At 71.3% G+C, this 25828-nt stretch carries 26 protein-coding genes and 1 pseudogene; 16 read left to right on the top strand and 11 right to left on the bottom strand.

What is annotated here, in order from left to right:
* Positions 1-8: 8 nt before the first annotated feature.
* Complete coding sequence (locus tag ABD951_RS24860) at positions 9-1139, bottom strand: M23 family metallopeptidase (RefSeq protein WP_425569955.1); 1131 nt, start codon at positions 1137-1139, stop codon at positions 9-11.
* Positions 1140-1338: 199 nt separating this feature from the next.
* On the opposite strand from ABD951_RS24860, the gene ABD951_RS24855 reads away from it, so the two are divergent.
* The 7 genes from ABD951_RS24855 to purH all read left to right on the top strand — a co-directional run bounded on the left by ABD951_RS24855 (position 1339) and on the right by purH (position 10281).
* Complete coding sequence (locus ABD951_RS24855; RefSeq protein ID WP_345351870.1) at positions 1339-3156, top strand: hypothetical protein; 1818 nt, start codon at positions 1339-1341, stop codon at positions 3154-3156.
* Between the two features lie 143 nt (positions 3157-3299).
* Positions 3300-4469: an ADP-forming succinate--CoA ligase subunit beta gene (sucC, locus tag ABD951_RS24850; protein ID WP_345351867.1), complete on the top strand. Its 1170-nt coding sequence runs from the start codon at positions 3300-3302 to the stop codon at positions 4467-4469.
* Between the two features lie 13 nt (positions 4470-4482).
* Positions 4483-5397: a succinate--CoA ligase subunit alpha gene (gene sucD / locus ABD951_RS24845; RefSeq protein WP_345351864.1), complete on the top strand. Its 915-nt coding sequence runs from the start codon at positions 4483-4485 to the stop codon at positions 5395-5397.
* 171 nt (positions 5398-5568) lie between these two features.
* Positions 5569-6456, top strand: coding sequence for a DUF5336 domain-containing protein (locus tag ABD951_RS24840; RefSeq protein WP_345351861.1), 888 nt, complete (start codon positions 5569-5571; stop codon positions 6454-6456).
* A 13-nt stretch (positions 6457-6469) separates the two neighbouring features.
* Complete coding sequence (locus tag ABD951_RS24835; RefSeq protein WP_345351858.1) at positions 6470-8038, top strand: cell division protein PerM; 1569 nt, start codon at positions 6470-6472, stop codon at positions 8036-8038.
* Between the two features lie 96 nt (positions 8039-8134).
* Positions 8135-8731 (top strand): phosphoribosylglycinamide formyltransferase, encoded by a 597-nt coding sequence (gene purN / locus ABD951_RS24830; RefSeq protein ID WP_345353219.1) that lies wholly within the window; start codon positions 8135-8137, stop codon positions 8729-8731.
* The gene (purH, locus tag ABD951_RS24825) at positions 8728-10281 is read left to right on the top strand and encodes a bifunctional phosphoribosylaminoimidazolecarboxamide formyltransferase/IMP cyclohydrolase (protein WP_345351855.1); all 1554 of its coding nucleotides are present in this window, start codon (positions 8728-8730) and stop codon (positions 10279-10281) included. The genes purN and purH overlap by 4 nt, the downstream gene beginning before the upstream one ends.
* Before the next feature lie 57 nt (positions 10282-10338).
* On the opposite strand, the gene ABD951_RS24820 is transcribed toward purH, so the two are convergent.
* The 3 genes from ABD951_RS24820 to ABD951_RS24810 form a co-directional block, all read right to left on the bottom strand.
* Complete coding sequence (locus tag ABD951_RS24820; RefSeq protein WP_345351852.1) at positions 10339-10530, bottom strand: hypothetical protein; 192 nt, start codon at positions 10528-10530, stop codon at positions 10339-10341.
* Between the two features lie 413 nt (positions 10531-10943).
* A complete protein-coding gene (locus ABD951_RS24815; protein ID WP_345351849.1) occupies positions 10944-11813 on the bottom strand; it encodes an endonuclease domain-containing protein in 870 nt (289 codons plus the stop codon).
* A gap of 146 nt (positions 11814-11959) precedes the next feature.
* Entirely contained in the window at positions 11960-12931 is a 972-nt protein-coding gene (locus ABD951_RS24810; RefSeq protein ID WP_345351846.1) for an alpha/beta hydrolase family protein, read from the bottom strand.
* A gap of 151 nt (positions 12932-13082) precedes the next feature.
* Here ABD951_RS24810 and ABD951_RS24805 point away from each other — a divergent pair, with 151 nt between their 5' ends.
* Positions 13083-13256, top strand: a complete 174-nt coding sequence (locus ABD951_RS24805; RefSeq protein WP_345351843.1) for a hypothetical protein — start codon at positions 13083-13085, stop codon at positions 13254-13256.
* A gap of 27 nt (positions 13257-13283) precedes the next feature.
* Here the strand turns inward: ABD951_RS24805 and mctP are convergent, their stop codons facing one another.
* Together mctP and ABD951_RS24795 are read right to left on the bottom strand one after the other, a co-directional pair.
* Positions 13284-14957 (bottom strand): monocarboxylate uptake permease MctP, encoded by a 1674-nt coding sequence (gene mctP / locus ABD951_RS24800; RefSeq protein WP_345351840.1) that lies wholly within the window; start codon positions 14955-14957, stop codon positions 13284-13286.
* Entirely contained in the window at positions 14954-15232 is a 279-nt protein-coding gene (locus ABD951_RS24795; protein WP_345351837.1) for a DUF3311 domain-containing protein, read from the bottom strand. Before ABD951_RS24795 ends, mctP begins: the two co-directional genes overlap by 4 nt.
* Before the next feature lie 160 nt (positions 15233-15392).
* On the opposite strand from ABD951_RS24795, the gene ABD951_RS24790 reads away from it, so the two are divergent.
* Complete coding sequence (locus ABD951_RS24790; RefSeq protein ID WP_345351834.1) at positions 15393-16799, top strand: ATP-binding protein; 1407 nt, start codon at positions 15393-15395, stop codon at positions 16797-16799.
* Positions 16799-18748, top strand: coding sequence for a VWA domain-containing protein (locus ABD951_RS24785; protein WP_345351831.1), 1950 nt, complete (start codon positions 16799-16801; stop codon positions 18746-18748). Before ABD951_RS24790 ends, ABD951_RS24785 begins: the two co-directional genes overlap by 1 nt.
* 19 nt (positions 18749-18767) lie before the next feature.
* On the opposite strand, the gene ABD951_RS24780 is transcribed toward ABD951_RS24785, so the two are convergent.
* A complete protein-coding gene (locus ABD951_RS24780) occupies positions 18768-19694 on the bottom strand; it encodes an AEC family transporter (RefSeq protein ID WP_345351828.1) in 927 nt (308 codons plus the stop codon).
* 187 nt (positions 19695-19881) lie between these two features.
* Between ABD951_RS24780 and ABD951_RS24775 the strand changes: the two genes are divergently transcribed.
* Positions 19882-20622, top strand: a complete 741-nt coding sequence (locus ABD951_RS24775) for an RsiV family protein (protein WP_345353217.1) — start codon at positions 19882-19884, stop codon at positions 20620-20622.
* 121 nt (positions 20623-20743) lie between these two features.
* Here the strand turns inward: ABD951_RS24775 and rpsR are convergent, their stop codons facing one another.
* From rpsR to rpmB, 4 genes are read right to left on the bottom strand one after another with little or no spacing between them, the layout of a single operon-like run.
* The gene (gene rpsR / locus ABD951_RS24770; RefSeq protein ID WP_345351825.1) at positions 20744-21001 is read right to left on the bottom strand and encodes a 30S ribosomal protein S18; all 258 of its coding nucleotides are present in this window, start codon (positions 20999-21001) and stop codon (positions 20744-20746) included.
* A gap of 17 nt (positions 21002-21018) precedes the next feature.
* Positions 21019-21324 (bottom strand): 30S ribosomal protein S14, encoded by a 306-nt coding sequence (gene rpsN, locus ABD951_RS24765; protein WP_345351822.1) that lies wholly within the window; start codon positions 21322-21324, stop codon positions 21019-21021.
* Between the two features lies 1 nt (position 21325).
* The gene (gene rpmG / locus ABD951_RS24760) at positions 21326-21493 is read right to left on the bottom strand and encodes a 50S ribosomal protein L33 (RefSeq protein WP_345351819.1); all 168 of its coding nucleotides are present in this window, start codon (positions 21491-21493) and stop codon (positions 21326-21328) included.
* The gene (rpmB, locus tag ABD951_RS24755; protein ID WP_345351816.1) at positions 21493-21729 is read right to left on the bottom strand and encodes a 50S ribosomal protein L28; all 237 of its coding nucleotides are present in this window, start codon (positions 21727-21729) and stop codon (positions 21493-21495) included. Before rpmB ends, rpmG begins: the two co-directional genes overlap by 1 nt.
* A gap of 99 nt (positions 21730-21828) precedes the next feature.
* Between rpmB and mrf the strand changes: the two genes are divergently transcribed.
* From mrf to ABD951_RS24730, 5 genes and pseudogenes are all read left to right on the top strand, one after another.
* Positions 21829-23082, top strand: a complete 1254-nt coding sequence (gene mrf, locus ABD951_RS24750; RefSeq protein ID WP_425569953.1) for a ribosome hibernation factor-recruiting GTPase MRF — start codon at positions 21829-21831, stop codon at positions 23080-23082.
* Positions 23079-23347, top strand: a pseudogene (locus tag ABD951_RS24745) (type B 50S ribosomal protein L31). Before mrf ends, ABD951_RS24745 begins: the two are co-directional and overlap by 4 nt.
* 35 nt (positions 23348-23382) lie before the next feature.
* On the top strand, positions 23383-23556 hold the full coding sequence (gene rpmF / locus ABD951_RS24740; protein ID WP_345351810.1) for a 50S ribosomal protein L32: 174 nt from the start codon (positions 23383-23385) through the stop codon (positions 23554-23556).
* A gap of 164 nt (positions 23557-23720) precedes the next feature.
* Positions 23721-25148 (top strand): D-serine/D-alanine/glycine transporter, encoded by a 1428-nt coding sequence (cycA, locus tag ABD951_RS24735; protein WP_345351807.1) that lies wholly within the window; start codon positions 23721-23723, stop codon positions 25146-25148.
* A 52-nt stretch (positions 25149-25200) separates the two neighbouring features.
* Complete coding sequence (locus tag ABD951_RS24730; RefSeq protein ID WP_345351803.1) at positions 25201-25815, top strand: trimeric intracellular cation channel family protein; 615 nt, start codon at positions 25201-25203, stop codon at positions 25813-25815.
* Positions 25816-25828: the final 13 nt, after the last annotated feature.

Here is a 25828-nt window from a genome sequence, read left to right as displayed (position 1 = left end):
GACGGGCGTCAGTCCCGCTCGGGGCCCAGGCTGATGCCGCGGGTGGCGAGCCAGGGCAGCGGGTCGATCTTGTTGTCGCCGGCCAGGTGTACCTCGAAGTGCAGGTGCGGGCCGGTGGAGAAGCCGCGGTTGCCCATGCGGGCGATCTGGTCGCCGGCCATCACCTTCTGGCCGACCGACACCAGCGAGGAGTCGATGTGACCGTAGACGGTGATCGTGCCGTCGGCGTGCTGCAGCCGCACCCACATGCCGAACCCGGAGGCGGGGCCGGAGTCGATCACGACACCGTCCGCGACCGCGTAGATCGGGGTGCCGATCGCGTTCGCGATGTCGACACCGGCGTGCAGGGTGCCCCAGCGGGAGCCGAACCCCGAGGAGAAGGTGCCGACCGCGGGCAGGACGAACAGCGGGCGGCGGGCGGCGGCCTCGCGGGCGGCGCGCTCCTGGCTGAACCGCTGGCCCTTCGCGAGCAGGTTCGAGAACTGGCTCAGATCCGCCGGATCCGCGACGTTGAGCACCTGCGGGGCCTGGGACGGCGCGCTGCCCTCGGTGGTGGCGGCGAACTGGGCGGCCTGCGGCTCGGCGGTCGACGCGACGGTCGAGGCGTTGTCGTCGGCGGCGAGAGCGATGTCGGGCGTCTGCTCGGGCCCGCCGTTCGCGGCCTGGCCGGCAGCCACGACCGCGCCGGCGGCGACCGCGACGACGGCGGCGCGGCCCTTCAGGGCGCTGGGCGGGGTGGGGATCCGGTGCGCTCCACCGCGTCGAGCGGGAGCTGCGAGATCGAATGAGTCGGAACCGCTGGGGTCCGTGGTGAACTGCGGGTCGGTCAGCGCGGTGACGACCTCGGTGGGGCCGTCGTCGAGCGAGTCGTCGACCGGGTGGAGCGGGGCATTGCGGTAATTCATGGAGCCGTGGGTCTCGAAACGTGATGACCCGGTGTAACGCTGAGCCGAGTACTGCGGATATGACTGCACGGCCACGTCGTCGTCGGTGTACCGGGCCCCGCGTCTACTGGGAGCCGATACCGATTCCGATCGGTAGGTGACGGTGTGACCTGCGGATACTTCGACCGCGGCCACGTCCGGTACGGGCGTGGTGCCGAAGCGGCGGGTCGCGGAGGGCGCGCGGTGCTTGGACAAGAACCTGCCGTCCTTCCGTTCGTAACCCGTCTGTGACTTGACTCGAGCGACGGTAACGAAACGGTCGCGCGGGCCGCAACCGTGGCAAGCGGCTGACCTCGCCATTGTGAGATGCATCACAAACTGATCACGGCCTTTCGTGGGAATACGGACGACGTGCGCCACCCGATGGGGCCCCGCGCTCGCTAGCGTCGGCACCGTGCCCACCCACCCGCATGCCGACCGCGCCGCGCCCGCCGGGACGGCCGACCCGGCGCCCGCCCGACCCGCTGTCGCCGCAGTCCTGATCGGACTGATCGGCGCGCTGGCCGGAGCGTTCGGTCCCGTCCTCGGCGTCGCACGCCCCGGCGCCGGTCCGGCCGTGGTCGCTGCCGCCGCCGTCGCGACCGGGTGCGCCGTCGCCGCACCCGCCCTCGCACTGGTCGCGCTGTCGCGCCGCCGATACGCCGCCGCCGGGGCGGTGCTCGCCGGTGCCGGCGCGATCGCGCTCGGGGCGGCCGTCCTCGACGTCGCGCTGTGGACCGACACGATCGACGCGAACCGGCTCGAGCTGTTCCGGCCGCTGACCGCGGCGCATCTGGAGGCCGGCGCCGGCGCGTACGCGGTCCTGGCCGGCCACGTGGCCGCGGTCGCCGCGGGCGTGGCCGGTCTCGTCGCCATCGCGCGGGCGTCGCGGGAGGACGGCTACGGACAGGCCGAGGATCCCCGGCAGGAGGGCCTCCCGGTCGGTCGCCGGATCGGTCCGTCCGCGGCTCTCGCGGTCGCCGCCGCCGGCCTGGCCCTCGCCGGATCCTTCGCGGCGCCCTGGTCGAGCGCCGACCCCGTCCTCGTCGTGCACCCGCTCCTCGGTTCACCGGCGCCGACCGCCGTCGGTGGCGCGGTGATCGCGGTCGCGATGTGCGTCGTCGTCGCGACGGCACTGTCCGCGACGTCCGTCGAGGTCGCCGGCCACGCGACGGTCGGCGCGGGCCTGGCCGCGCTGTCGGTGTTCGGCACCCGCGTCGCCGCCGGTGTCGCGGCCGGCGACCGGGTGTCGGTCGCGGCCGGGTCGCTCGTCGCGGCGGTCGGGGCCGTCCTCCTGATCGTGGTCGGCGCGCTGATGCCGCGTGCGGCCGCCCGGCCCCGGGATCAGGAGCCGCGTCGCGCGGCCCCGCCCGCGTCCCGCGCCACCACGCGCGCCGGGGTCGCCGCCGCGGCCGCCCGGGCCCGCACCCGACGCGCCCGCTGGCACGCGGCCGCCGGAGTCACCGGGATGGTCGCCGGCGTGCTCGCCGCCGCCGGCTCCCTGCTTCCGGTGCTCGCCGTGCCCGCCGGGGTGCCGCAGCCGCAGATCCTCGCGACCCGCGTCGCGCTGGTCGCCGGCCTGGTTCTGCTGATCGCCTGCGTCGGTCTTGTGCTGTCGGAGTTCGCGCCCGCCGTCCGGCCCGCGGTCGGGGTGCTGTGGGTCGCACAGGTGGCCGCGGTGGCCGCGGTCCTGCAGGCCGTCGTTGTCGCATCCGACCTGCCGGGTGTCGCGGCGGCGCCGGGCGCGTTCGTGCTCGGCGCGTCGGTCCTCGCGGCCGTCGCGACCGGACTGCTGACGTGGTGCGCCGGATCCGTGGAGCGGGAGGCTCTGGACACCTCCGAGGGCGGCGCGGCCCGGGTCCCGGTGCTGGTGGCCGGCGGGGCCGCGGCCCTCGTCTCGACGATCGCACTGGCGTTACCGCTGTACAGCGGTGCGGGATATTCGCCCGGGTCCGTCGCCACGTGGCCGTGGGGATGGGACCTGTGGGGCAGGGGAGTGCTCGCCGTGGCGCTGTGGGCGGTCGCCGCCGTGGCGGCCCGGGCACGGCCGGCCCGCGCCGCGGCGGGGGCGGTGGGCGCCGCGATCTCGATGGGCGTATACCTGATCGGGTGGCCCTTGACCAGCGGGCGCATCGAGGAGCCGGTGATCGGCCCCGGGGCGGTGGGTGCGATCCTTGCGGTGCTGTTGTTCGCGGTTGCCGCTGTCGTGGCGGTTCGCCCGAAACGGCGGTGACCTGCGGCGCGCCGGTCGTGGCCCGTGAGATATGCCACAACGAACCAACGCGACAGCTGGGTCATTGAGTCAACTAGATACAGTCCGAACGGACCCGCTCCTACCCCTCGAGCGGGCGTCAACGCAGACGAGACGGTGAGCAGATGGATCTCTTCGAATACCAGGCGAAGGAACTCTTCGCCAAGCACGACGTGCCGACGTCGGCCGGCCGTGTTACCGACACTGTCGCCGGTGCCCGCGAGATCGCCGAGGAAATCGGCAAGCCCGTGATGGTCAAGGCGCAGGTCAAGGTCGGCGGCCGCGGTAAGGCCGGCGGCGTCAAGTACGCGGCCACCCCCGACGATGCGCAGACCCACGCCGAGAACATCCTCGGCCTCGACATCAAGGGTCACGTCGTCAAGAAGCTCCTCGTCGCCGAGGCGAGCGAGATCGCGGAGGAGTACTACATCTCCTTCCTGCTCGACCGCACCAACCGCACCTACCTGGCCATGTGCTCGGTGGAGGGTGGCATGGAGATCGAAGAGGTCGCCGCCACCAAGCCGGAGCGTCTCGCCAAGATCTCCGTCGACGCCGTCAAGGGTGTCGATCTCGCGTTCGCCCGTGAGATCGCCGAGAAGGGCCACCTGCCCGCCGAGGTGCTCGACGCCGCGGCCGTGACCATCCAGAAGCTGTGGGAGGTCTTCATCAAGGAGGACGCCCTCCTGGTCGAGGTCAACCCGCTCGTGCGTACCCCCGACGACCAGATCCTCGCCCTCGACGGCAAGGTCACCCTGGACGCCAACGCTGACTTCCGTCAGGCCGGCCACGCCGAGTTCGAGGACCGGGACGCCACCGACCCGCTCGAGCTCAAGGCCAAGGAGAACGACCTCAACTACGTCAAGCTCGACGGCGAGGTCGGCATCATCGGCAACGGCGCCGGTCTGGTCATGTCGACCCTGGACGTCGTCGCCTACGCCGGCGAGAAGCACGGCGGCGTCAAGCCCGCCAACTTCCTCGACATCGGTGGTGGCGCCTCCGCCGCGGTCATGGCCGCCGGTCTCGACGTCATCCTGAACGACGCCCAGGTCAAGAGCGTCTTCGTCAACGTCTTCGGTGGTATCACCGCCTGTGACGCGGTCGCCAACGGCATCGTCGGCGCCCTGCAGACCCTGGGCGACGAGGCCAACAAGCCGCTGGTCGTCCGTCTCGACGGCAACAACGTCGAAGAGGGCCGCCGCATCCTCGCCGAGGCCAACCACCCGCTGGTCACGGTTGTCGCCACCATGGACGAGGCCGCCGACAAGGCCGCCGAACTCGCGTTCGCCGCGAAGTAAAGGGACAAGAACAATGGCAATCTTCCTCACCAAGGACTCCAAGGTCATCGTCCAGGGCATCACCGGCGGCGAGGGCACCAAGCACACCGCCCTGATGCTCAAGGCGGGCACCCAGGTCGTCGGCGGCGTCAACGCCCGCAAGGCCGGCACCACCGTGTCGCACACCGACAAGGACGGCAACGCGATCGAGCTCCCCGTCTTCGGCACCGTCGCCGAGGCCATGGAGAAGACCGGCGCCGACGTCTCCATCGCGTTCGTCCCGCCGGCGTTCTCGAAGGACGCCATCGTCGAGGCCATCGACGCGGAGATCCCGCTGCTCGTGGTCATCACCGAGGGCATCCCGGTCCAGGACTCCGCCTACGCGTGGGCCTACAACGTCGACAAGGGCAACAAGACCCGGATCATCGGCCCGAACTGCCCCGGCATCATCACCCCCGGCGAGGCGCTGGTCGGCATCACCCCGGCCAACATCACCGGCAAGGGCCCGGTCGGCCTGGTCTCGAAGTCCGGCACGCTGACCTACCAGATGATGTACGAGCTGCGTGAGTACGGCTTCTCCACCGCCATCGGCATCGGCGGCGACCCGGTCATCGGCACCACCCACATCGACGCCATCGAGGCGTTCGAGAAGGACCCGGAGACCAAGGTCATCGTCATGATCGGCGAGATCGGCGGCGACGCCGAGGAGCGTGCGGCCGACTACATCAAGGCCAACGTCACCAAGCCGGTCGTCGGCTACGTCGCGGGCTTCACCGCCCCGGAGGGCAAGACCATGGGCCACGCCGGCGCCATCGTCTCCGGCTCCTCGGGCACCGCGCAGGCGAAGAAGGACGCCCTCGAGGCGGCCGGCGTGAAGGTCGGCAAGACGCCGTCCGAGACCGCCGCCCTCGCGCGCGAGATCCTCGAGAGCCTGTCCGTGGGGGCCTGACACCACGGTCGACTCCGACGGGCACCTGCATCTGCAGGTGCCCGTCGGCGTTTCCCGGGGAGTTCGCCCGCAGGTGTCCCACGCGTAGCGTGCGCCCCACGCTCACCACGGCCGGGTGCGCTAGCGTTGCGTGCAGCACCGACTCCGGTGCCCGACCCCGAGGAGCCGACGATGACCTATCCGCCCACCGGACCCGGCTATCCGTCGGCGGGCCCCGCTGCCGGCCCCTCCGGCCCGTCGGGCGTCCCGGGACCGGGCGTGCCCCCGGTTCCGCCGGTCCCCGCGGCGCCCGGCCTGGCCGGAAAGTCGCTGCCGCACCTGCTCTGCATCCCGGTGCTCGCCCTCGGTGTGCTGAACTTCCTGCTCGGCTTCGCGCCGTTCGCGAAGGTCACCACGTTCAGCGACGAGGCGCTGTCCCAGAGCTCGTTCGAGGGTGGCTACCCGGTGATCGCGCTGGCGTTGCTGCTGGTCGGTGGCCTGTTGGCGGGCCTGTCGCTGCTTCCGGGTCAGGCGCACCAGGCGACCGCGGCAGTGACCTCCCTGACCGGTTTCCTCGTCGCCCTGTTCTTCCTGTTCACCCTGTCCGAAGGGGTCAGCCTCGCGTGGGGCGGCATCCTCACGCTGGTCCTCGGGTTCGTTCAGGCCGCGATTGCGATCACGGTCCTGCTGTTCTCGCTCGGTGTCGTGCGGGTTCCGGCGCCGCGACCGGCCGGGTACGGGCCGCAGCCGTACGGCGCGCCCGGCTACGGCCCGCCGGCCTACCCGGCGGCGGGATACGGCCAGGCCCCGACCCCGGCGCCCGCACCGGCCCCGGGATACCCCGCCGGTTACGGTCAGCCGGCGCAGCCCGGCTACGGCCAGGCCCCGAATCCGTACGGGCCGCCGAACCCCTACGCACCGCCGCCGCAGTACCCCCAGCCGCAGCCGACCACCCAGCCGCAGCAGGCGCAGCCGCCCGCTCAACCGTCCGCCCCGACCCCGCCCACGGAGCCGGGTGTGTCTCCGGTGGCACCGACCCAGGCGTTCGACGTCGACAACCACGGCCGCGCCGACGACTGACGCGATCGTCGAGATGAATTCCGTGCTCAGCCGTGGCGCCGGACGGCCCGACCCCCGACGCCGCGCCGGCGGGTCCGCCGCCCGTCGTGGCGGACCCGGGTCCCGGCCGAGCCCGACCCCGGAGCAGGTGCGCGCCCTGCTGACCGTCGCGCTGCGACCCGCGCTCCTGACGGTGATGGTGATCGCGACGTGCGTGCTCGTCACGCTGGTCGGCGCGAACAGCGATCTGACCGGGACGAGCGGCGCGATCGCGGCCTGCTGGCTCGCCGTCCACCAGGTGCCGTTGACGATCGGCGGGGCGACCCTCGGGGTGCTGCCGCTGTTGCCGACGTTGGTGCTGATCGCGGCCGTGGCACGCGGTTGCTCCCGCGTCGTCCATGCGTCCACGCCGCGGCACGAGTGCTGGTGGGTGATCGGTGCGGCGGTCGCCGGACCGGTGGTCGTCACGGCCATCGCGCTGGCGGTCGCCGCGGACGCCTCGTCGGTCATCGCGCTGTCGCCGCCGAATCCACTGGTGGCGTTCGCCTGGGTGATCGCCGTCCACCTGGTCGGAGCCGGGATCGGTGTGGGACTGCGGTTGTGGCGGCCCACGGTGACCTACCTCGGTGTGCCCGACTGGGTGCTGGCCGCCGCCCGTCCGGCGATGCGGGCGGCGATGGCGCTGCTGGCCACCGGTGCGGCGATCACCGTCGTGTCGTTGCTCGCGTCCTGGTCGACCGTCGGGACGCTGGTGGAGGCCGGCCGGGGCGCGATGGGCGGCCTGGGGCTGACGGTGCTGTCGATCCTGTACCTGCCGAACGTCGTGGTCGGCGCGACCGCGGTGCTGGTCGGGTCGACGACCCATGTCGGTACCGCTTCGGTCGGATTGCTCGACGTGGTCGGTGGGCCGGTTCCGGCGCTGCCCGTGCTCGGGGCGTTGCCGGAGCAGGCCGGCGGCGACGGCTGGCTGGTGGGGTTGGTGATCCCGGCCGCGATCGGTGTGATGTTCGGCCGTGACTGCGCACGCCAGGCGGCGTCGCCGTTGCGGGCCGTCGAGACCGCGCTGGTCGGCGCGGTCGCGGTCGCTGCGGTGTTCGCGCTGCTCGGTTTCGTGTCCGGGGGTGCGCTCGGGACGTTCGGGTCGGCCGGGGTCACCGTGGCGACCTTCGCCGCCGCGACCCTGGGATGGCTGGCGGTGTGCGGTTCGGTGTCGGCCGCGCTGGTCCGGTGGCGGTCGCACCCGGAGCCGGAACCACGGCCCGAGCAGGCGCCGACCCGGCCCCGCGCGGACGCCGCCGGTGCGGCGACGCTGGCCCTGCCCGGGGCCGACCGTGCCGCCGCGCCGCCCCCCGAACCGGACGCGGCCGGTCCGGACCCCGAACCCGGCCCCCCGGAACCCGAGACCGCGCGCCCGCGGACCGCGGTCCTGGACGCGGAGCTGGTCGACGACGAGACGACCGCCCCGCCGGTCGCCGACATCGAACCGGAATCGGTCGTCGACGCCGAGGTCGTGGACGAGGAGACCCCCGCGGAGACGGCGCCGGACCCCGATCATGTCCCGGAGGCGGACCTGCCCGACGGGACCCCGACCAGCAGCGACTAGTCTTACCCTTCGGTCGGGTCTGGTCCGGCCGAGTCTCCGAGGAGTAGAGCGCTGACTGCCCCGCATGTCTTCCGGCCCGACGACACCGGCACCCCGATCCGGGTCGTGGTACTCGCTTCCGGTACCGGGAGCCTGCTGCAGTCGTTGATCGCGGCCGCCGTCGACGACTATCCGGCGCGGGTCGTCGCGGTCGGCGTGGACCGCGAGTGTGCCGCCGCCAAGCATGCCGAGGCCGCGGGCATCCCCGCGTTCACGGTCGCGCTGGGTGACCACCCGGATCGGTCCGCGTGGGATCGCGCGCTGACCGAGGCCGTCACCGCGCACACCCCGGACCTGATCGTGTCTGCCGGGTTCATGAAGATCCTGGGCCCGGCGTTCATGGAGCGCTTCGCGGGCCGGATCATCAACACCCACCCCGCGCTGCTGCCGTCGTTCCCGGGCGCACACGCCGTCCCCGACGCCCTCGCTTATGGCGTCAAGGTGACGGGATCGACTGTGCACCTGGTGGATTCGGGTGTAGACACCGGGCCGGTGCTGGCCCAGGAGCCGGTGGTCGTCCTCGACGACGACGACGAGGCGACGCTGCACGAGCGCATCAAGACCGTGGAACGGCGACTGCTGGTGGAGGTTCTCGCCGCGGTCGCGACGCGAGGAGTTGTTTCCGATGGACGAAAGGCCGTGATCCCGAAGTGACCGAACGCAAGGCACTGCGCCGCGCACTGGTGAGCGTGTACGACAAGACCGGCCTGGTGGAGCTGGCCACCGGTCTGCACGAGGCAGGCGTCGAACTGGTCTCCACCGGATCGACCGCCGCGAAGATCGCCGAGGCAGGCATCCCCGTCACCCCGGTCGAGTCGCTGACCGGATTCCCCGAGTGCCTCGAGGGTCGCGTGAAGACGCTGCACCCGCGGGTGCACGCCGGAATCCTCGCCGACACCCGCAAGCCCGACCACCTCGCCCAGCTCGAGGACCTCGGCATCGAGGCGTTCCAGCTGGTCGTCGTCAACCTGTACCCGTTCACGCAGACCGTCGCGTCGGGTGCCACCCCCGACGAGTGCGTCGAGCAGATCGACATCGGCGGGCCGTCGATGGTGCGCGCCGCCGCGAAGAACCACCCGTCGGTCGCGGTGGTCGTCGACCCCGCCAAGTACGGTGACGTGGTCGCCGCGGTCGCGGCCGGCGGGTTCACCCTCGCCGAGCGCACCGCGCTGGCCGCGCAGGCGTTCCAGCACACCGCCGCCTACGACGTCGCGGTGGCGTCGTGGATGACCTCGACCCTCGTCGAGTCCGACTCGCAGTTCCCGGAGTGGACCGGCGCCAGCTGGGACCGCACCGCGGTGCTGCGGTACGGCGAGAACCCGCACCAGGCCGCCGCGCTGTACGTGAACCCGGCCGCGCCTGCCGGCCTCGCGCAGGCGAAGCAGTTGCACGGCAAGGAGATGTCGTTCAACAACTACACCGACGGTGACGCCGCGTGGCGCGCCGCGCACGACTTCGCCGAGCCCGCGGTCGCGATCATCAAGCACGCCAACCCGTGTGGCATCGCGGTCGGCGCGGACATCGCCGAGGCGCACCGCAAGGCGCACGCCTGCGACCCGGTCAGCGCCTTCGGGGGTGTGATCGCCGCGAACCGGGAGATCACCGTCGAGATGGCCGAACAGGTCGCGGAGATCTTCACCGAGGTCGTCATCGCCCCGTCGTACGCGCCTGGCGCCGTCGAGGTGCTGGCCCGCAAGAAGAACGTTCGGGTGCTCGAGGCGGTCGCGCCGACCGAGTCGGGCATCGAGCTGCGCCCGATCTCCGGCGGCGCGCTGCTGCAGGAACGCGACGTCCTCGACGCCGAGGGGGACAGTCCGGCGAAGTGGACCCTCGCGGTCGGCGAGCCGGCCGACGAGAAGACCCTGAAGGACCTCGAATTCGCGTGGCGGGCCTGCCGCTCGGTGAAGTCCAACGCGATCCTGCTGGCGTCAGACGGCGCCTCGATCGGTGTCGGCATGGGCCAGGTGAACCGGGTCGACTCCGCGCACCTCGCGGTGAACCGCGGCGGCGACCGGGTGGCCGGATCCGTTGCCGCCTCCGATGCCTTCTTCCCGTTCCCGGACGGCCTGCAGGTGCTCGCGAACGCGGGCGTGAAGGCGGTCGTGCAGCCGGGTGGTTCGGTCCGCGACAACGAGGTGATCGAGGCCGCGCGTGAGGCCGGGATCACGATGTACCTGACCGGGTCGCGGCACTTCGCGCACTGACACCGGACATCACGCACGAGAGGTGTGCACCCCGCCGGGTGTGCACCTCTCGTGCGTTCAGGCCGCGTTACCGGAGATGACGATGCGGGCGGCGCCGCGGTCGAGCAGTTCCCGCGCCAGGTCGGTGGCCGCGGCGCGCTGGGTGGCGTCGGTGTGGGACAGGTCCAGCGTGACGGCGTGCCCGGTCAGGTCCGCGGGCAGATCCGCGAGCGGCCGGGTCTGGGACAGCTGGTTGAAGCGGAGTTTCATGGTCGGAGCTCCTTAGCTCGGTGGTGCGCCGTCAGTCTCTCGGCGCTGTGTGTTCGGAAGGTTTCGTCGGGACGACGGTTCGGAAAAGGGTTCGGTTCGGCAAAAGAAAAGGCACCCGGGCGATGTGCCCTGGGTGCCGAGAACTCGATCTTTCCTGTCGTCAGGATGGTTCTCGGCGTACACGGTTGGCGAAAATGCAGGAACGCCACATGGCCACGTCTGCTGCCGATACGTGCATAAACGTCGACATGGCCGGGTTCCTTTCTGTTCGCCTGCGAGTGGTTAGCCGAGGACGCTACAGCATCGACGGGGTCGTGCGCATCCCGATATCGTCGGCGGCGTGTCGCCGGCGAGTGTGCACCTGCCGGTGCGAACGTCGAGTGCACACGACAGCAAGTGCACACTCGCCGAGGTCACAGGGGTGCGCCGGCCTCACGGAGCTGCCTGCGGGCGCGCATCGGAATGGTGTGCGGGCGCAGGCGCAGCTGCTCGGAGTTGACGCGGACCACTCGCCACCCGAGCCCTGTCAGCAGCTCGTACCGCTCGATGTCGCGGGTGCGCCTCGACTCCTGCGTCCAGTGGTCGTCGCCGTCGTACTCGACGACGACCTTCCATCGCCGCCACCCCATGTCGCACCGGGCGACAACGACGCCGTGCTCGTCGCGGATCTTCACCTGGGTGCGGGGCCGCGGCAGTCCGCTGTCGACGAGCGTAAGCCGGGTTCGAGTTTCGGGCGGCGACTCGGCACCGCCGTCGACCTGGTCGAGAACCTGCCGGAGCTGAACGATTCCTCTTGTACCGCGGTGCTTCTCGGCGACGCGAACGATGTGCCCGGGAGAGATGCCGGTGGCGTTGCACAGTGCGTCCAGGGTCTCGACGGCGCGGACGAACGGAAGCCTGCGGCCGAGGTCGTAGCCGGTGCGTGCCGGGGTCGACGCGAGCCACTCGCCGGCGATGCAGATCTCGTCGGGTTCGAGTGAATCGCCGTGGACGACGACGCCGCGCGTCCCGCGTCGGCTTCCGGTCCGGAACAGTTCGGCGCGCGCACCCGGGTCGATCCACCGCGTTCCGTGGACGGCAGCCGCCGAGAACCCGGCGAGGATGCCGTCCTCACCCGCCCAGAGACCGGCGGCGTTGGCGCGGGTCCGGGCATCGAGTCCGACTCCCTTGGCGATGAAGACATCACGGTGCAACCGCGTGAAGTCGAGACGGAGTTGGCGATCGGTCAGCAGTCCGGCCTCGACGGCGACGCTGCCGAGGAACGGGTGTCGGAAATCCCCCATGCCTCGACGGTGCCGGACGCGTCACTCACCCCGACAGTGCCGCGACACGGGCTGTGGACAACGTGCGCCGTCGTCCACAGCCCCACGAGTGTGCACCAGCCGTCGCAAACGCCGGGTGCGGCCGACGGCAGATGCACACTCGGCGGTCACCGGGGGAGAGTGGCCAGCCAGTTCACGAATCCGGTCCGGAACTCCGTCGAGAAGGGCAGGTCCTCGATGTAGTCGGCGCCGGTGGAGGGCCGCTCGCCGATCTCCTTGAGCACGTGGTTCGCGGTCGTCATCCGCACCGGTGTGACGGTCGCGGCGGCGAGGGCGGCGTCGAGCGCGTCGACGTCGCCGCAGTCCACCTGGATGTCGCGGATCGAACAGCTCGTCAGCACGGGCAGGCCGGCCGGCAGCTCGGCCGCCAGGGCGCGCGGGTCGAGGGCGTCCTCCTCGGCGAGGGCCTTCGCATTGACCGACACCAGGCCCGCGAGCCGCAACGGCTCGGGCAGGTCGTCCGCGACGGTGCCGTCGGTGCGGAGCGACTCGACCGCGCCGGTCAGGCCCGTGCGTAGTTCGTCCGCCAGTTCGAGGGGCAGCTGACCGGCCGCGACCGCGGCGTCCACCTGGCCGGTGATCTGCCGGGTCAGCAGGTCGAGCAGCCGGACGGCGAGCGGTTCGAGCAGGCCGAGTCCGACGAGGCGCGGCGAGCCCTCACGGACCGCGAGGGTCATCGCGACGAGCGCGCCCTCGCTGTGCCCGATCACCATCAGCCGGTTCTCGTCGATGTCCGGTTGCGCGGCAAGGTTTCTCAGCGCGTCCGCGGCGGCGTCGACGAAGACCGAGAAGCCGAGCCCGGCGACGTCGTCGACGTCGTAGGGGCCGAGCCCGGTCTTGCCGCTGCCGAGCTTGTCGTAGCGCAGGCTCGCGACACCGGCGTCGGCGAGCAGGTCGGCGAGGAAGCGCAGGGTGCCGATCGGTCCGGGCATCACCGCGCTGTCGCCGTTGCGGTCGGTGGGGCCGCTGCCGGCGAGCAGCAACGCGGCCGGAACCGGGCCGTCGACGCCGTCCGGGATGCGCAGGCTGCCGTGGACGGTGACGTCGCCGCTGGTGAACGTGATCTCGGTGTCGGCCATGGCCCACTGTCTACCAGAGGGATCCGGGGTGACCGAGTCCGCGATCGCGTCGGCACGGCGAACCGGGTGATCAGGCGGACGAACCAATGCTGACGTCCTCATCCGTCGAGGGGGCGATCAGAGCGGACCGTCCGCCTCGACTCTCGGCGGGGTGTCGCGATCACCCGGGTGCGCCCGGTGTGGAGGAGGTCGCCACGACCGGCCCGCGGACGCGCGCGTCCCCGGCGTCGTCGCCGCGTGCGGACTGTACTTCCTGTGGCTGTGGGGATTCCACCGCGAGGTGCTCGAAACCGAACCCGGGGACGAGAGCGTCTTCGGGCACTGATCGGGAGGGGACACCCGACCGGACCCGTCAAGGACTCGGAGTGGCCTCGGTCGGGGTGGTGGGCAGCGGAGCGACACGGGGGTCGCCGGCGTCGGCGAAGTAGTCGCCCTTGATCGTCGCGTCGGTGCCCTCGGGCGCCCCGAGCGCCCGTAGGGCGAGGGTTGCGGCGGCCGCGATCACGATGTTGATCACGAACGCGGTCAGTGCGATGTAGCCCATCTGCGCGATGCCGGGGATGGAGGCGAGGGACCCCGCGAAGTGGTCGGCGGTCGGCGACGAGACGTTGTAGGCGACGACCGTGCCGTACACCATGCCGACGGCCCAGCCGGCCAGCAGCGCCCACCGGTGGAACCAGCGGGTGTAGAGGCCGAACACGATGGCGGGGAAGGTCTGCAGGATCCAGATGCCGCCGAGCAGCTGGAAGTTGATGGCGTTCTGCTTGTCGAGGGTGAGGACGAAGATCAGGGCGACGAACTTCACGAACAGTGACGCCAGCTTGCTGACCTTGGCCTCCTGTTCGGGGGTCGCGGCGGGGCGGAACCATTCGCGGTACACGTTGCGGGTGAACAGGTTTGCCGCGGCGATCGACATGATCGCGGCGGGCACCAGAGCGCCGATGGCGATCGCGGAGAACGCGATCCCCGCGAACCAGGACGGGAACGCGTCCTCGAACAGCTGCGGGATCACCAGCTGTGCGTTGGGTTTCCCGTCCAGTCCGATCGGCTTCGTGCCGGCGGCGATCGCCACCCAGCCGAGCAGGGCGAGCATGCCGAGCAGGAAGCTGTACGCGGGCAGGATCGCCGCGTTGCGCCGGATGGTGTTGCGGGACTTCGACGACAGCGTCGCCGTCACCGAGTGCGGGTACATGAACAGGGCCAGCGCGGATCCGAGCGCCAGGGTCGCGTACGCCCAGTACTGCTGGCTGTTGGGGATGAACGAGCCGGTCGGCTTGCCGGTGGCCGGGTTCGGGGTCTCCATCTTGGTCTGGGCGGCGTCGAAGATGTGGGTCCAGCCGCCGAACTTCGACGGCAGGTAGACGATCGCGACGATGATCACCAGGTAGATCAGGGTGTCCTTGACGAACGCGATGATCGCGGGTGCCCGCAGGCCGGACGAGTAGGTGTAGGCGGCCAGCACCGCGAACGCGATCAGCAGCGGCATGTCCTTCGCGATCACGTTCTCCGAGCCACCGACACCGATCACCTCGAGCACCGCCTGGATGCCGACCAGCTGCAGCGCGATGTACGGCATCGTGGCGAGGATGCCGGTGACCGCCATCGCCAGCGACAGCCACCGGGATCCGTACCGGCCGCCGACGAAGTCCGCGGTCGTGACGTAGCCGTGGCGGTGGCTGACCGACCACAACCGGGACATGAACACGAAGATGATCGGGTACAGGATGATCGTGTACGGGACCGCGAAGAAGCCGCTGACGGCGCCGAGCGCGAACATCGCGGCCGGGACCGCGATGAACGTGTAGGCGGTGTAGATGTCGCCGCCGATCAGGAACCACGTCACCCAGGTGCCGAAGCTGCGGCCGCCCAGACCCCACTCGTCGAGGCTGGCCAGGCTCGACGCCCTGCGCCAGCGGGACGCCATGAACCCGAGCACCGTGACGAGGGCGAACAGCGCGATCAGGATCGCCAGCGCGACACCGTCGACGCCGTCGGTGCCGCCTGCCGCGAGCACCTCGTCGCTCATCGGGCGTCCTCGCCGTCGGTGGCGGCGCCGCGCATCGGCCGGTGCGGACGGGCCTTGAGCACGATCTTGTAGGCGCCGAACGTGGCCGCGGCACACAGGAAGACCCACGCGAACTGGTACCAGTAGAAGAACGGGAAGCCGCCGAGCTCCGGCCCGGTCCGGGCGTACAGCGGCACCCACAGGATCGCGACGACGGGGATCAGCAGCAGCACACCCGCCAGGGCCAGCAGACCCCGGTTCGCAGGCGGTGCGGTGGTGTCGTCCTGCTCGGTCACGGCGGTCTCCGTTTCTGGGCGGGTCCGGGTCGGTGCCGGCGCGCGCCGGTGCGCCCGCACCGTGCGAAAACTACTCCGAACCCGGGTGCGGTGTCGGTCGATCGGATTTCGGTTCGACGACACGGGTGCCGAATCCGCGGAAGCCTCGTAGCGTGGAGAGGTGACTGCGCCCAGCCCCGACACCCGCTCGCCGCGCCCCACCGCCCGCACGGTGGGCGAACTGCGGGCCTCCGGCCACGTCCAGCGTCCGGTCAAGGACGAGATGCGCGACAATCTCCTCGCCGCGCTGCGCGACGGCCGCGACCCGTGGCCGGGGATCGTCGGCTTCGAGGACACCGTGCTGCCGCAGCTCGAGCGGGCACTGATCGCCGGCCACGACGTCGTGCTGCTCGGTGAGCGCGGTCAGGGCAAGACCCGGCTGCTGCGCACCCTGCCGCTGCTGCTCGACGAGTGGACGCCGGTGATCGACGGCTCCGAGCTCGGCGAGCACCCGTACGAGCCGATCACCCCCGCGTCGATCCGCCGGGCCGCCGAACTCGGCGACGGCCTGCCGATCACGTGGCGCCACCGCGACGAGCGGTACTCGGAGAAGCTCGCGACCCCGGACACGTCGGTGGCCGACCTCGTCGGCGACGTCGACCCGGTCAAGGTCGCCGAGGGTCGCAGCCTCGGCGACCCGGAAACCATCCACTTCGGCCTGGTGCCCCGCGCGCATCGCGGGATCGTCGCGGTCAACGAGCTGCCCGACCTGGCGGAGCGCATCCAGGTGTCGTTGCTGAACGTGATGGAGGAGCGCGACATCCAGGTCCGCGGGTACACGCTGCGTCTGCCGCTCGACGTGCTGCTGGTGGCCAGCGCGAACCCGGAGGACTACACGAACCGCGGCCGGATCATCACCCCGCTCAAGGACCGGTTCGGTGCCGAGATCCGGACCCACTACCCGCTGGAGGTGGAGGACGAGATCGCGGTCGTCGAACAGGAGGCGCGGTTGCGGGCGGACGTGCCCGCCCACCTGCTGGAGATCCTCGCCCGGTTCACCCGGCTGCTGCGGGAGTCGCCGTCGGTGGATCAACGGTCCGGTGTCTCGGCGCGATTCGCGGTCGCGGCGGCCGAGACCGTCGGTGCGGCCGCGGTGCACCGCGGGGCGATCCTCGGCGAATCCGACCCGACCGCGCGCCCGGTGGATCTGGGCACGGTGATCGACGTGCTGCGCGGCAAGATCGAGTTCGAGTCGGGGGAGGAGGGCCGCGAGTCGGAGATTCTCGAACACCTGCTGCGGCGGGCCACCGCCGACACCGTTCGGCAGCTGCTCGGCGGCGTCGACCTGGCCCCGCTCGTCTCGGTCGTGGAGGCCGGTTGCCAGGTCGTCACCGGTGACCGGATCACCGCGAAGGACCTGATCGGGGAGCTGCCCGAGCTCGACGTCCTCGACGAGATCGCCGGTCGGCTCGGCGCGCAGACGGTCGGGCAGCGGGCGTCGGCGGTGGAACTGGCGCTCGAGGGCCTCTACCTGGCACGCCGGATCGCCAAGGACCCCGACGACGACGGGCAGGTGGTGTACAGCTGATGTTCCAGCGTTACGGCCGCTACCACGGGGGACCCGATCCGCTGGCACCCCCGGTGGACCTGCGCGAGGCGCTCGACGCGATCGGCGAGGACGTGCTCGCGGGGTCGTCGCCGCGGCGCGCGCTGCGGGAGCTCCTGCGCCGGGGCACCTCCACCGCGCGGGGCCTGGACCAGCTCGCCGCGCAGGCGCATCGGCGCCGCCGGGAGCTGCTGGACCGGCACAACCTGAGCGGCACCCTCGACGAGGTGCGCCGCCTGCTCGACCGTGCGGTCCTCGCCGAACGCAAGGAGCTCGCGCGGTCGCTCGACGACGATGCCCGGTTCGCCGAGATGCAGCTCGACGAGTTGCCGCCGTCGACCGCGCAGGCGGTGCGCGAGCTGTCCGACTACGACTGGCGTGACCAGCAGGCCCGCGCCGACTACGAGGAGATCCGCGACCTGCTCGGCCGCGAACTGCTCGACCAGCGGTTCGCCGGGATGAAGCACGCGCTAGAGAGTGCGACCGACGAGGACCGGCGGCGCGTCGACGAGATGCTGACCGACCTGAACGACCTGCTGGACAAGCATGCGCGGGGTGAGGACACCCCGGAGGACTTCGCGCAGTTCATGGCCGAGCACGGCGACTTCTTCCCCGAGAACCCCCGCGACGTCGAGGAACTCCTCGACGCCCTGGCCCGGCGCGCGGCGGCGGCACAGCGGCTGCGGAACTCGCTGACACCGGAGCAGCGCGCCGAACTGGACGCGTTGGCGCAGCAGGCGTTCGGCAGCCCCGGTCTGATGCAGCAGCTGGACCGGCTGGATGCGAACCTGCGGGCCGCGCGGCCCGGCGAGGACTGGGACGGCAGTCGTCGGTTCCGCGGCGACGACGGCATGGGGCTCGGGGACGGGACGTCCGCGCTCGCGGACGTCGCCGAGCTCGAACAGCTCGCCGAGCAGCTGTCGCAGGAGTACGCGGGCGCGCAGCTCGACGACATCGACCCGGAGGCGCTGCTGCGGCAGCTCGGTCCGGAGGCGGCCGCGGACGCCCGCACCCTGGCCGACCTCGAACGGGCACTGCAGCAGCAGGGCTTCCTCGACCGCGGAGCCGACGGCCAGTGGCGACTGTCGCCGAAGGCGATGCGCAAGCTCGGCCAGTCGGCGCTGCGGGACGTGGCTGGGCGGCTTTCCGGGCGCAGCGGGGCCCGCGACACCCGGCTCGCCGGGGTGATGGGCGAGCCGACCGGAGCCAGCCGGCCGTGGCAGTTCGGGGACACCGAACCGTGGGACGTCACCCGCACGGTGACGAACGCCGTTCTGCGCGAGGCGGGTTCGGGCCGCGCGCGGGTGCCGGTGCGGCTGGAGGTCTCCGATGTCGAGATCACCGAGACCGAGCAGCGCACCCAGGCCGCGGTCGCGTTGCTGGTGGACACCTCGTTCTCGATGGTGATGGACGGGCGCTGGGTGCCGATGAAACGGACCGCGCTGGCCCTGAATCATCTGGTGCGCACCAGGTTCCGCGGCGACGACCTCCAGCTGATCGCGTTCGGACGGCAGGCCCGCACCGTCACCCCCGAGGAACTGGCGGGCCTCGACGGGGCCTGGGACCAGGGCACGAACCTGCACCACGCGCTGCTCCTGGCCGGTCGGCACCTGCGCCGCAACCCGAATGCGCAGCCGGTGGTGCTGATCGTCACCGACGGCGAACCGACCGCACACCTGGAACCGGACGGCCGGGCGTTCTTCGACTACCCGCCGCACCCGAAGACCCTCGGACTGACCGTTCGTGAGCTCGACAACCTCGCCAAGCTCGGGGCCCAGGTGACGATCTTCCGCCTCGGCGACGACCCCGGGCTGGCGCGGGTGGTCGACCGGATGGCGCAGCGCGTCGGGGGTCGGGTCGTCGCCCCGGACGTGGACGGTCTCGGTGCCGCGGTGGTCAGCGACTTCATGCGGCTGCGCCGGCGGCGGTGACCGCGACGGGCAAGCCGGGCTACGCCAGCAGGGCGGCCACGAGCCCGATCGACGGGATGGACGCCAGGGTCGTCACCAGGGCGGTGTCCCGGGCGAGGATCATCCCGCGCTGGTAGCGGCTGGCGTAGACGAAGACGTTCTGCGCGGTCGGCAGGGCCGCGACGACCACGACCGCGAACAGCTCGTGACCGTCCAGGCCGAGGGCGAAGCGGCCCATCAGGTACGCCAGCACGGGTTGGGCGACGATCTTCAGTACGGAGGCGAGTGCGATCTCGCGGCGCGGCGCGACGCCGGGCTGCAGGACCCGCACCCCGTACAGCGAGATGCCGAACGCGAGCAGGGCGCCCGGAACCGACGCGCCGCCGACGATGCGGAACGGTTCGGTGAGCGCGGACGGTGGTGCCCACCCGGACGCCGACACCGCGAGCCCGGCGACGCCGGCGAGGACGATCGGGTTCTTCAGCGGTGTGGTCACGGTGTCGACCCAGGACGCGCCCTGACGGCCGGTCGTCAGGTCGAGCATCGTCAGGGCGATCGGGGAGTAGACGACGATCTGGAACAGCAGCAGCGGCGCGACGAACGACGCGTCGCCGAGGACGAACACCGCGATCGGGATGCCGAGATTCGCGGAGTTCACGTACGACGCGGCCAGCGCGCCGATCGTCGACTCGGGTACCGGTCGCCGCATCCCGGTGCGGGCGATCGTGAAATAGACGATCCCGAGCGCGAATGCGGTGGCCGCGGCGACCGCGAGGGTCGGGGAGAAGATCACCGACAGGTCGGCCTTGGCGAGCGAGTCGAACAGCAGTGCCGGTGTCGCGACGAAGAACACCAGCCGGCTCAGCACGAACTCCCCGTGCTCGCCGAGGACCCGCGAACGACCGAGTGCGTAGCCGATCGCGATGACGACGAAGATGACGGTGAAGCCCGCGAACACTCCGGACACACCGACCTCCTCGCGCGACAAACCCGGACGAGTCTAGTCGGAAGCGCCCCTAACGATCGCCGCGCGTCGTCTTGTACCGGGCTCCGGTCGTCGACAGGATGGGCGGATGGCGATATCCCGGGTCCTTCATGCCCTGACCGAGCTGCGGCCGGCGTACACGGCGGCGGTCCCGATCCTCGCGGCCGCGATGATGCTCGCGGCGACCGCGTGCGCCGACGGTTCCGGCACCGCGTCGGCTCCGGCGCCGAGCTCGACGACGGCCGCGGCGGGCGTGCAGTCCAGCGTCGCGCCGACCGCGATCCCGGAATCCGACTCCGGGTACACCGCCACGACCGCCCAGGTCACCGGTGACAACGGGCGCGTCCGGTACGACGTCACCGTGCCGCAGGTCGAGGGGGGTGACCCCGCGGTCGCCGCCGAGTTCAACGAGTCGATCCGGGCCGCGCTCCAGGACCAGATCGACGGGTCGGCGGGGGAGCGGTTCACGCTGCAGTCCGGCAACGAGTCGACGGTCGCGCACATCGGATCCCGGGTGCTGAGCGGACTGCTGGTGACGTCGTGGAACGCCGACCCGCCGGGCGCGCACCCGACGCCGCTGGTCGCGACCGTGGTGATCGACGCGGACAGCGCGCAGCCGATCACGTTGAACACCCTGTTCCCGAACCTGCAGGCGGGCCTGGACCGGCTGTCGGAGGAGTCCGCGCGGCTGCTGCCCGCGACCGCGGCGGGCCCGGAGTTCGAGCGCAGCGGCATCGAACCGACCCGGCAGAACTTCGCCAACTGGGTCGCCACCCCCGCCGGGATGGAGATCCACTTCACCGACTACCAGGTCGGGCCGCACGCGATCGGGCTGGTCGTGGTCACGGTGCCGTGGAACCGGCTCGCGGACGTGATGGCGCCGGCGATGGTCGGGGTCGTGTCCAGCTGACGGCGCGCGGCGGCCCCCGGACACGTCGAACGGGGGTCCGGGCCGGGCGCAGGCCCGGCGAAACGAGAAAGGCCGCGCGACCCTGTCGGATCGCGCGGCCTCCCGTGCCGTGCTGGTGTGACTACCGGCTGGTGAACGGCAGCAGAGCCATCTCGCGGGCGTTCTTCACCGCGACGGCGACCTGCCGCTGCTGCTGCGGGGTCAGGCCGGTGACGCGACGGCTGCGGATCTTGCCGCGGTCGGAGATGAACGTGCGGAGCAGGTTCACGTCCTTGTAGTCGACGTGTTCGATCTTGGCCGCGAACAGCGGGTTCTTCTTGGGCTTACGGCCGGCCTCAGCGCCGCGGGACTTCTTGGACGGGCCCCTCTTGACTGCCATTGCTTCCCTCTCGTGTGTTACCAGCTGGACTTGCGCACGCCGGGCAGTTCCCCGCGATGGGCCAACTCGCGCACGCGTACGCGGGAGAGCCCGAACTTTCGCAGGTGGCCGCGCGGACGACCGTCCGCAGCGTCACGATTCCGCAATCGTACCGGACTGGCGTCGCGCGGCAGACGCTGCAGCGCGGCCTGCGCCCGGGACCTCTCGGCCGCCGTGCTCGACGGCCGCCGCACGATCTCCTTCAGTTCCGCGCGCCGCTGCGCATATCGGGCAACGATCTCCGCGCGCTGCTCGTTGCGGACCACCTTCGACCTGCTCGCCACGTCAGCGCTCCTCACGGAACTCGACGTGCCTGCGGACCACGGGGTCGTACTTGCGCAGGACGATCCGGTCGGGGTCGTTGCGTCGGTTCTTGCGGGTCACGTACGTGTACCCGGTCCCCGCGGTGGACCTCAGCTTCACGATCGGGCGGATCTCGGTCGCGCGGGCCATCAGATCCGCACCCCGCCGGCTCGGATTCGCGCGACGACGGATTCGATGCCGTCCCGGTCGATGGTCTTGATGCCCTTCGCGGAGACGGACAGCGTGATCCGGCGTCCCTCGCTCGGCAGGAAGTAGGTCTTGCGCTGGATGTTCGGGTCCCAGCGCCGGCTGGTCCGGACGTGTGAGTGCGACACGGTCCGGCCGAAGCTCGGCGAGCGTCCGGTCACCTGGCAGTGCGCCGACATGCTGCTCCTCCTATTTTGAAAATGATTTTCGACAACGGCTGGATTGCACTGTAGCGTGACGTCTCGTTAATGACAATCGTTGTCGAAAGGGGTGTTGTCGTGACCGACCGACGAACACCGGTCGTCCTCGTCTCGGGCTGGTCCGACACCGCCGACACCGCGGCAAGCCTGCTCACCGAGGGCACCGTCCTCGTCCGCCACGACCTCGACCACCTGCGCGAAGGGGTGGTCCGACGCACCGTCACCACCGCGGACGGGCTCGCCGAGACGGCCGTGCTCGAGCTCGCCCACGGCTGTGTGAGCTGCACGTTGCGGGAGGACCTGCTGCCGCTGCTGCGGCGGCTGCACACCCGCGGGTCGGTGCGGCGGATAGCGCTGCACCTGGATCGCAGGCTCGAACCGGAGGCGGTCTGCCGGGCGATCGAAGACGTGCACGTGAGCGGGGTGGTCGGGCAGCTCGACGGCCCCGCGTCCCGTGACGTGCGTGTCGAAGCGGTGCTCACGTGTGTCGACGCCGCCACCTGGCTCGCCGACGCCACCGGCGTGGACGAGCTCGGCGACCGCGGCCTCGCGGCGGGCGCGGACGACGACCGCACGGTCGCCCAGATCGTGGTCGGTCAGGTCGAGTTCGCGGACGGGCTGGTGGTCGGCGGGCGGGGCGTCGACGGATGGAGCCAGGCCCGGCTGCACGCGGTGCTGACCAGGCTTGCGCCGACCGCGCCGATCGACTGGATCGGCGACGGCCTCGGCCCGGACGCCGACGGCCTGCTGGCCCGGCTGCCTGCCGACGCCCGCCGCGGTGCCGCCGCCGACGCGCACGAACCGCTGCTGCGGGGGCAGCCGCCGCTCGCCGCCGACTGCGGCGTCTCCATCGTCGAGTTCGCGGCCGAGCGGCCGTTTCATCCGCAGCGGCTGCACGACGCGGTCGACACGCTGCTCGACGGTGTGGTCACCGCACGCGGTCGACTGTGGCTGGCCACCCAGCCCGAGCACGTGCTGTGGCTCGAATCGGCCGGCGGAGGCCTGCGCGTGGGTCAGGCCGGGCGCTGGCTCGCGGCGATGACCCCCGCCGAACAGGACGAGGAGTCGGCGCTGCGCCGCGCGCTGGCCGCGCTGCGCTGGGACGAGCGCCACGGCGACCGGCACACCTCCCTGGTGGTGCTGGCGTGTGGAGCGGACCCCGCCGACATCGACCGGGCACTGCAGCGGGCCCTGGTCACCGACGACGAGCTCGACCGCGAAGCCACCTGGGCGTCCTGGCCGGACCCCTTCGCGGACTGGCACGAGGACCCCTGCGGCGAGCAGGCGTTGCAGGAGCTCCACACCGACACCCACCGAGAAGACCGCACATGACATCGGCACGGCCGTCGATCCATCCCGACTACCACCTCGTCGTGTTCCAGGACCGCAGCACCGGCACCCGGTTCCTGCCCGTTCCACCTCGACCAGCGAACACACGACGTTGTGGGAGGACGGCAGCACCTACCCGCTCGTCGTCGTCGACGTCACCAGCGACTCACATCCGTTCTGGACCGGGTTGTCGCGTGTCGTCGACACCGCGGGCCGGGTCGAGAAGTTCGAACGCCGCTACGGATCGCGGCGCCCGCACGGCCGCTGATCTCGCGTCGGGCCACCCACAGGAGAGGGACAACCATGGCAGTACCGAAGCGCCGCATGTCGCGGTCGAACACCCGTAGCCGCCGCGCGCACTGGAAGGCGCAGGCTCCGGACCTGGTCGAGGTGACGATCGGCGGCGTCACGCACCGGGTGCCTCGGAGGCTCGTGCGCGCCGTCCGACTGGGGCGCTACGACCCCGCGCGGCACTGACGTGTGGATGTCGGGCCGGGGACGCCATCGGCCCGTTCGCTAGGATGACGGCTGCCTGACGTCGCTGCGCGCGCTCGGGCCCGACGTCCACCGACGTCCACTGCGTGCCGTTCACGGCCAGGCCGTGGTGTTCATTCACGGCATGGCCGTGGCGAGGAGCACCCGTGTCCGAAGACACCCAGATCACCCGTGTGACAGAGCAGCAGCCCGGCCTGTCCCGGCAGCTGTCCAACCGGCACATCCAGTTGATGGCGATCGGCGGCGCGATCGGCACCGGCCTGTTCATGGGCTCCGGCAAGACGATCTCCCTGGCCGGGCCGTCGGTCCTGTTCGTCTACACGATCATCGGCGCGATGTTGTTCTTCGTGATGCGCGCGATGGGCGAGCTGCTGCTGTCGAACACCGGGTACCGCTCGTTCGCCGACTTCGCGGGGGACCTGCTCGGGCCGTGGGCGGGCTTCTTCACCGGCTGGACGTACTGGTTCTGCTGGATCGTCACCGGTATCGCGGACGTCATCGCGATCTCGGGCTACGTGTCCTACTGGTGGGGCTCGCTGCCCCTGTGGATCCCCGCACTCGCCGCGGTCGCGCTGCTGGTCGGACTGAATCTACCGACCGTGAAGGCGTTCGGTGAGACCGAGTTCTGGTTCGCGCTGATCAAGATCGTCGCGATCGTCGCGTTGATCGTCATCGGGCTGGCGATGATCTTCACCCACTTCACCGCGCCGAACGGCGCGCAGGCGTCGGTGGCGAACCTGTGGAACGACGGCGGCATGTTCCCGACCGGGTTCATGGGCTTCGTCGCCGGATTCCAGATCGCGACGTTCGCGTTCGTCGGCATCGAGCTCGTCGGCACCGCCGCCGCCGAGACCAAGGACCCCGTGAAGAACCTGCCGAAGGCGATCAACTCGATCCCGGTCCGGGTGATGCTGTTCTACGTGGTCGCGCTCGCCGTGATCATCTCGGTCACCCCGTGGCGGGAGATCAGCCCCGACCGCAGCCCGTTCGTGGCGATGTTCACCCTGGCCGGCCTGGGCATCGCCGCGTCGGTGGTCAACTTCGTCGTGCTCACGTCGGCGGCGTCGTCGGCCAACTCCGGCATCTACTCGACGTCCCGGATGGTCTACGGACTCGCGCAGGACGGCGACGCGCCCGCCGCGTTCGCGCGGCTGACCCGGCGCCGGGTACCCGCGAACGCCCTCTACCTGTCCGGGGTGTTCCTGCTGTCGGGTGTGGTCATGGTCGTGGTGGGCGACTCGCTGATCGACGCGTTCACGATCGTCACCACGATCTCGTCGCTGTGCTTCATGTTCGTCTGGTCGATCATCCTGATCAGCTACATCGTCTACCGGCGCCGCCGTCCGGAGCTGCACGAGAAGTCCGCGTTCCCGATGCCCGGCGGCGTCCCGGCCTGCTACGTGGTGCTGGCGTTCTTCGGGTTCCTGGTGTGGGCGTTCACCCAGAAGACCGACACCCTGCAGGCCCTGCTCGTGACGCCGATCTGGTTCGCCGTCCTGGCCGTGGTGTGGCTGGTGATCCGTCGTCGGCCGCTGCAGGCCGCCCGGGCCGCGACCCACGACACCGACGTGTGAGCGTGCGACTGCGCGGCCGCGGCGCGCGCGACGTCGGCGAGGGGAGGGCGGCGTGCTGCTGAAGGTGCTCGAGTTCGTCGGCGTCGTCGCCTTCGCCGCGTCCGGTTCCCTGGTCGCGGTCTCCAAGCGTCTCGACTTCTTCGGGGTCTGCCTGATCGGGGTGTTCACCGCGATCGGGGGCGGTGTCCTGCGTGACGTGCTGCTCGGCATCACCCCGCCGACGTCGCTGAACACGTGGAAGTTCTTCACCACCGCGCTGCTGACGTCGATCGTGGTGTTCTTCGCGCACGCGGCGGTGCGCCGGCTGCGCCGCGAGATCCTGGTGCTCGACGCCGTCGGCATGGGGTTGTTCGCCAGCAGCGGCGCGACGATCGCCCTGGACCACGGCGCGAGCAGCCAGGCCGCGATGCTGATCGGTGCGACCACGGCCATCGGCGGCGGTGTGCTCCGCGACATCCTGGTCAACGAGATGCCCCTGCTGCTGCACCGTGACCTCTACGCGATCCCGGCGCTGATCGGGTCGACCGTGGTCGTCGCCTGGTCGGCGCTCGGGCTGAACCTGAACACGGGCCTGGTCGTCGGCACCGTGTCTGCGTCGGTGCTCCGGCTGCTGGCGCTGTGGCGGAAGTGGAACCTGCCCGCCCCGCGGCAGGTGGACGACGGCTGAGCCGGCACACCGA

This window comes from Rhodococcus olei, from assembly GCF_039540555.1.
GTDB classification, from domain to species: domain Bacteria; phylum Actinomycetota; class Actinomycetes; order Mycobacteriales; family Mycobacteriaceae; genus Rhodococcus_G; species Rhodococcus_G olei.
Note: the sequence above shows the minus strand (reverse complement) of the source record. Positions and strands in the feature narration are given on the sequence as shown.

Coding starts and splice junctions, on each gene's coding strand:
- rpmB (WP_345351816.1), bottom strand. CDS start 21,729: ATGTCGGCGCACTGCCAGGTGACCGGACGCTCGCCGAGCTTCGGCCGG.
- ABD951_RS24840 (WP_345351861.1), top strand. CDS start 5,569: ATGACCTATCCGCCCACCGGACCCGGCTATCCGTCGGCGGGCCCCGCT.
- rpmF (WP_345351810.1), top strand. CDS start 23,383: ATGGCAGTACCGAAGCGCCGCATGTCGCGGTCGAACACCCGTAGCCGC.
- sucD (WP_345351864.1), top strand. CDS start 4,483: ATGGCAATCTTCCTCACCAAGGACTCCAAGGTCATCGTCCAGGGCATC.
- ABD951_RS24815 (WP_345351849.1), bottom strand. CDS start 11,813: ATGGGGGATTTCCGACACCCGTTCCTCGGCAGCGTCGCCGTCGAGGCC.
- ABD951_RS24820 (WP_345351852.1), bottom strand. CDS start 10,530: ATGAAACTCCGCTTCAACCAGCTGTCCCAGACCCGGCCGCTCGCGGAT.
- sucC (WP_345351867.1), top strand. CDS start 3,300: ATGGATCTCTTCGAATACCAGGCGAAGGAACTCTTCGCCAAGCACGAC.
- mctP (WP_345351840.1), bottom strand. CDS start 14,957: ATGAGCGACGAGGTGCTCGCGGCAGGCGGCACCGACGGCGTCGACGGT.
- ABD951_RS24775 (WP_345353217.1), top strand. CDS start 19,882: ATGATGCTCGCGGCGACCGCGTGCGCCGACGGTTCCGGCACCGCGTCG.
- ABD951_RS24785 (WP_345351831.1), top strand. CDS start 16,799: ATGTTCCAGCGTTACGGCCGCTACCACGGGGGACCCGATCCGCTGGCA.
- rpmG (WP_345351819.1), bottom strand. CDS start 21,493: ATGGCCCGCGCGACCGAGATCCGCCCGATCGTGAAGCTGAGGTCCACC.
- rpsR (WP_345351825.1), bottom strand. CDS start 21,001: ATGGCAGTCAAGAGGGGCCCGTCCAAGAAGTCCCGCGGCGCTGAGGCC.
- ABD951_RS24835 (WP_345351858.1), top strand. CDS start 6,470: ATGAATTCCGTGCTCAGCCGTGGCGCCGGACGGCCCGACCCCCGACGC.
- ABD951_RS24810 (WP_345351846.1), bottom strand. CDS start 12,931: ATGGCCGACACCGAGATCACGTTCACCAGCGGCGACGTCACCGTCCAC.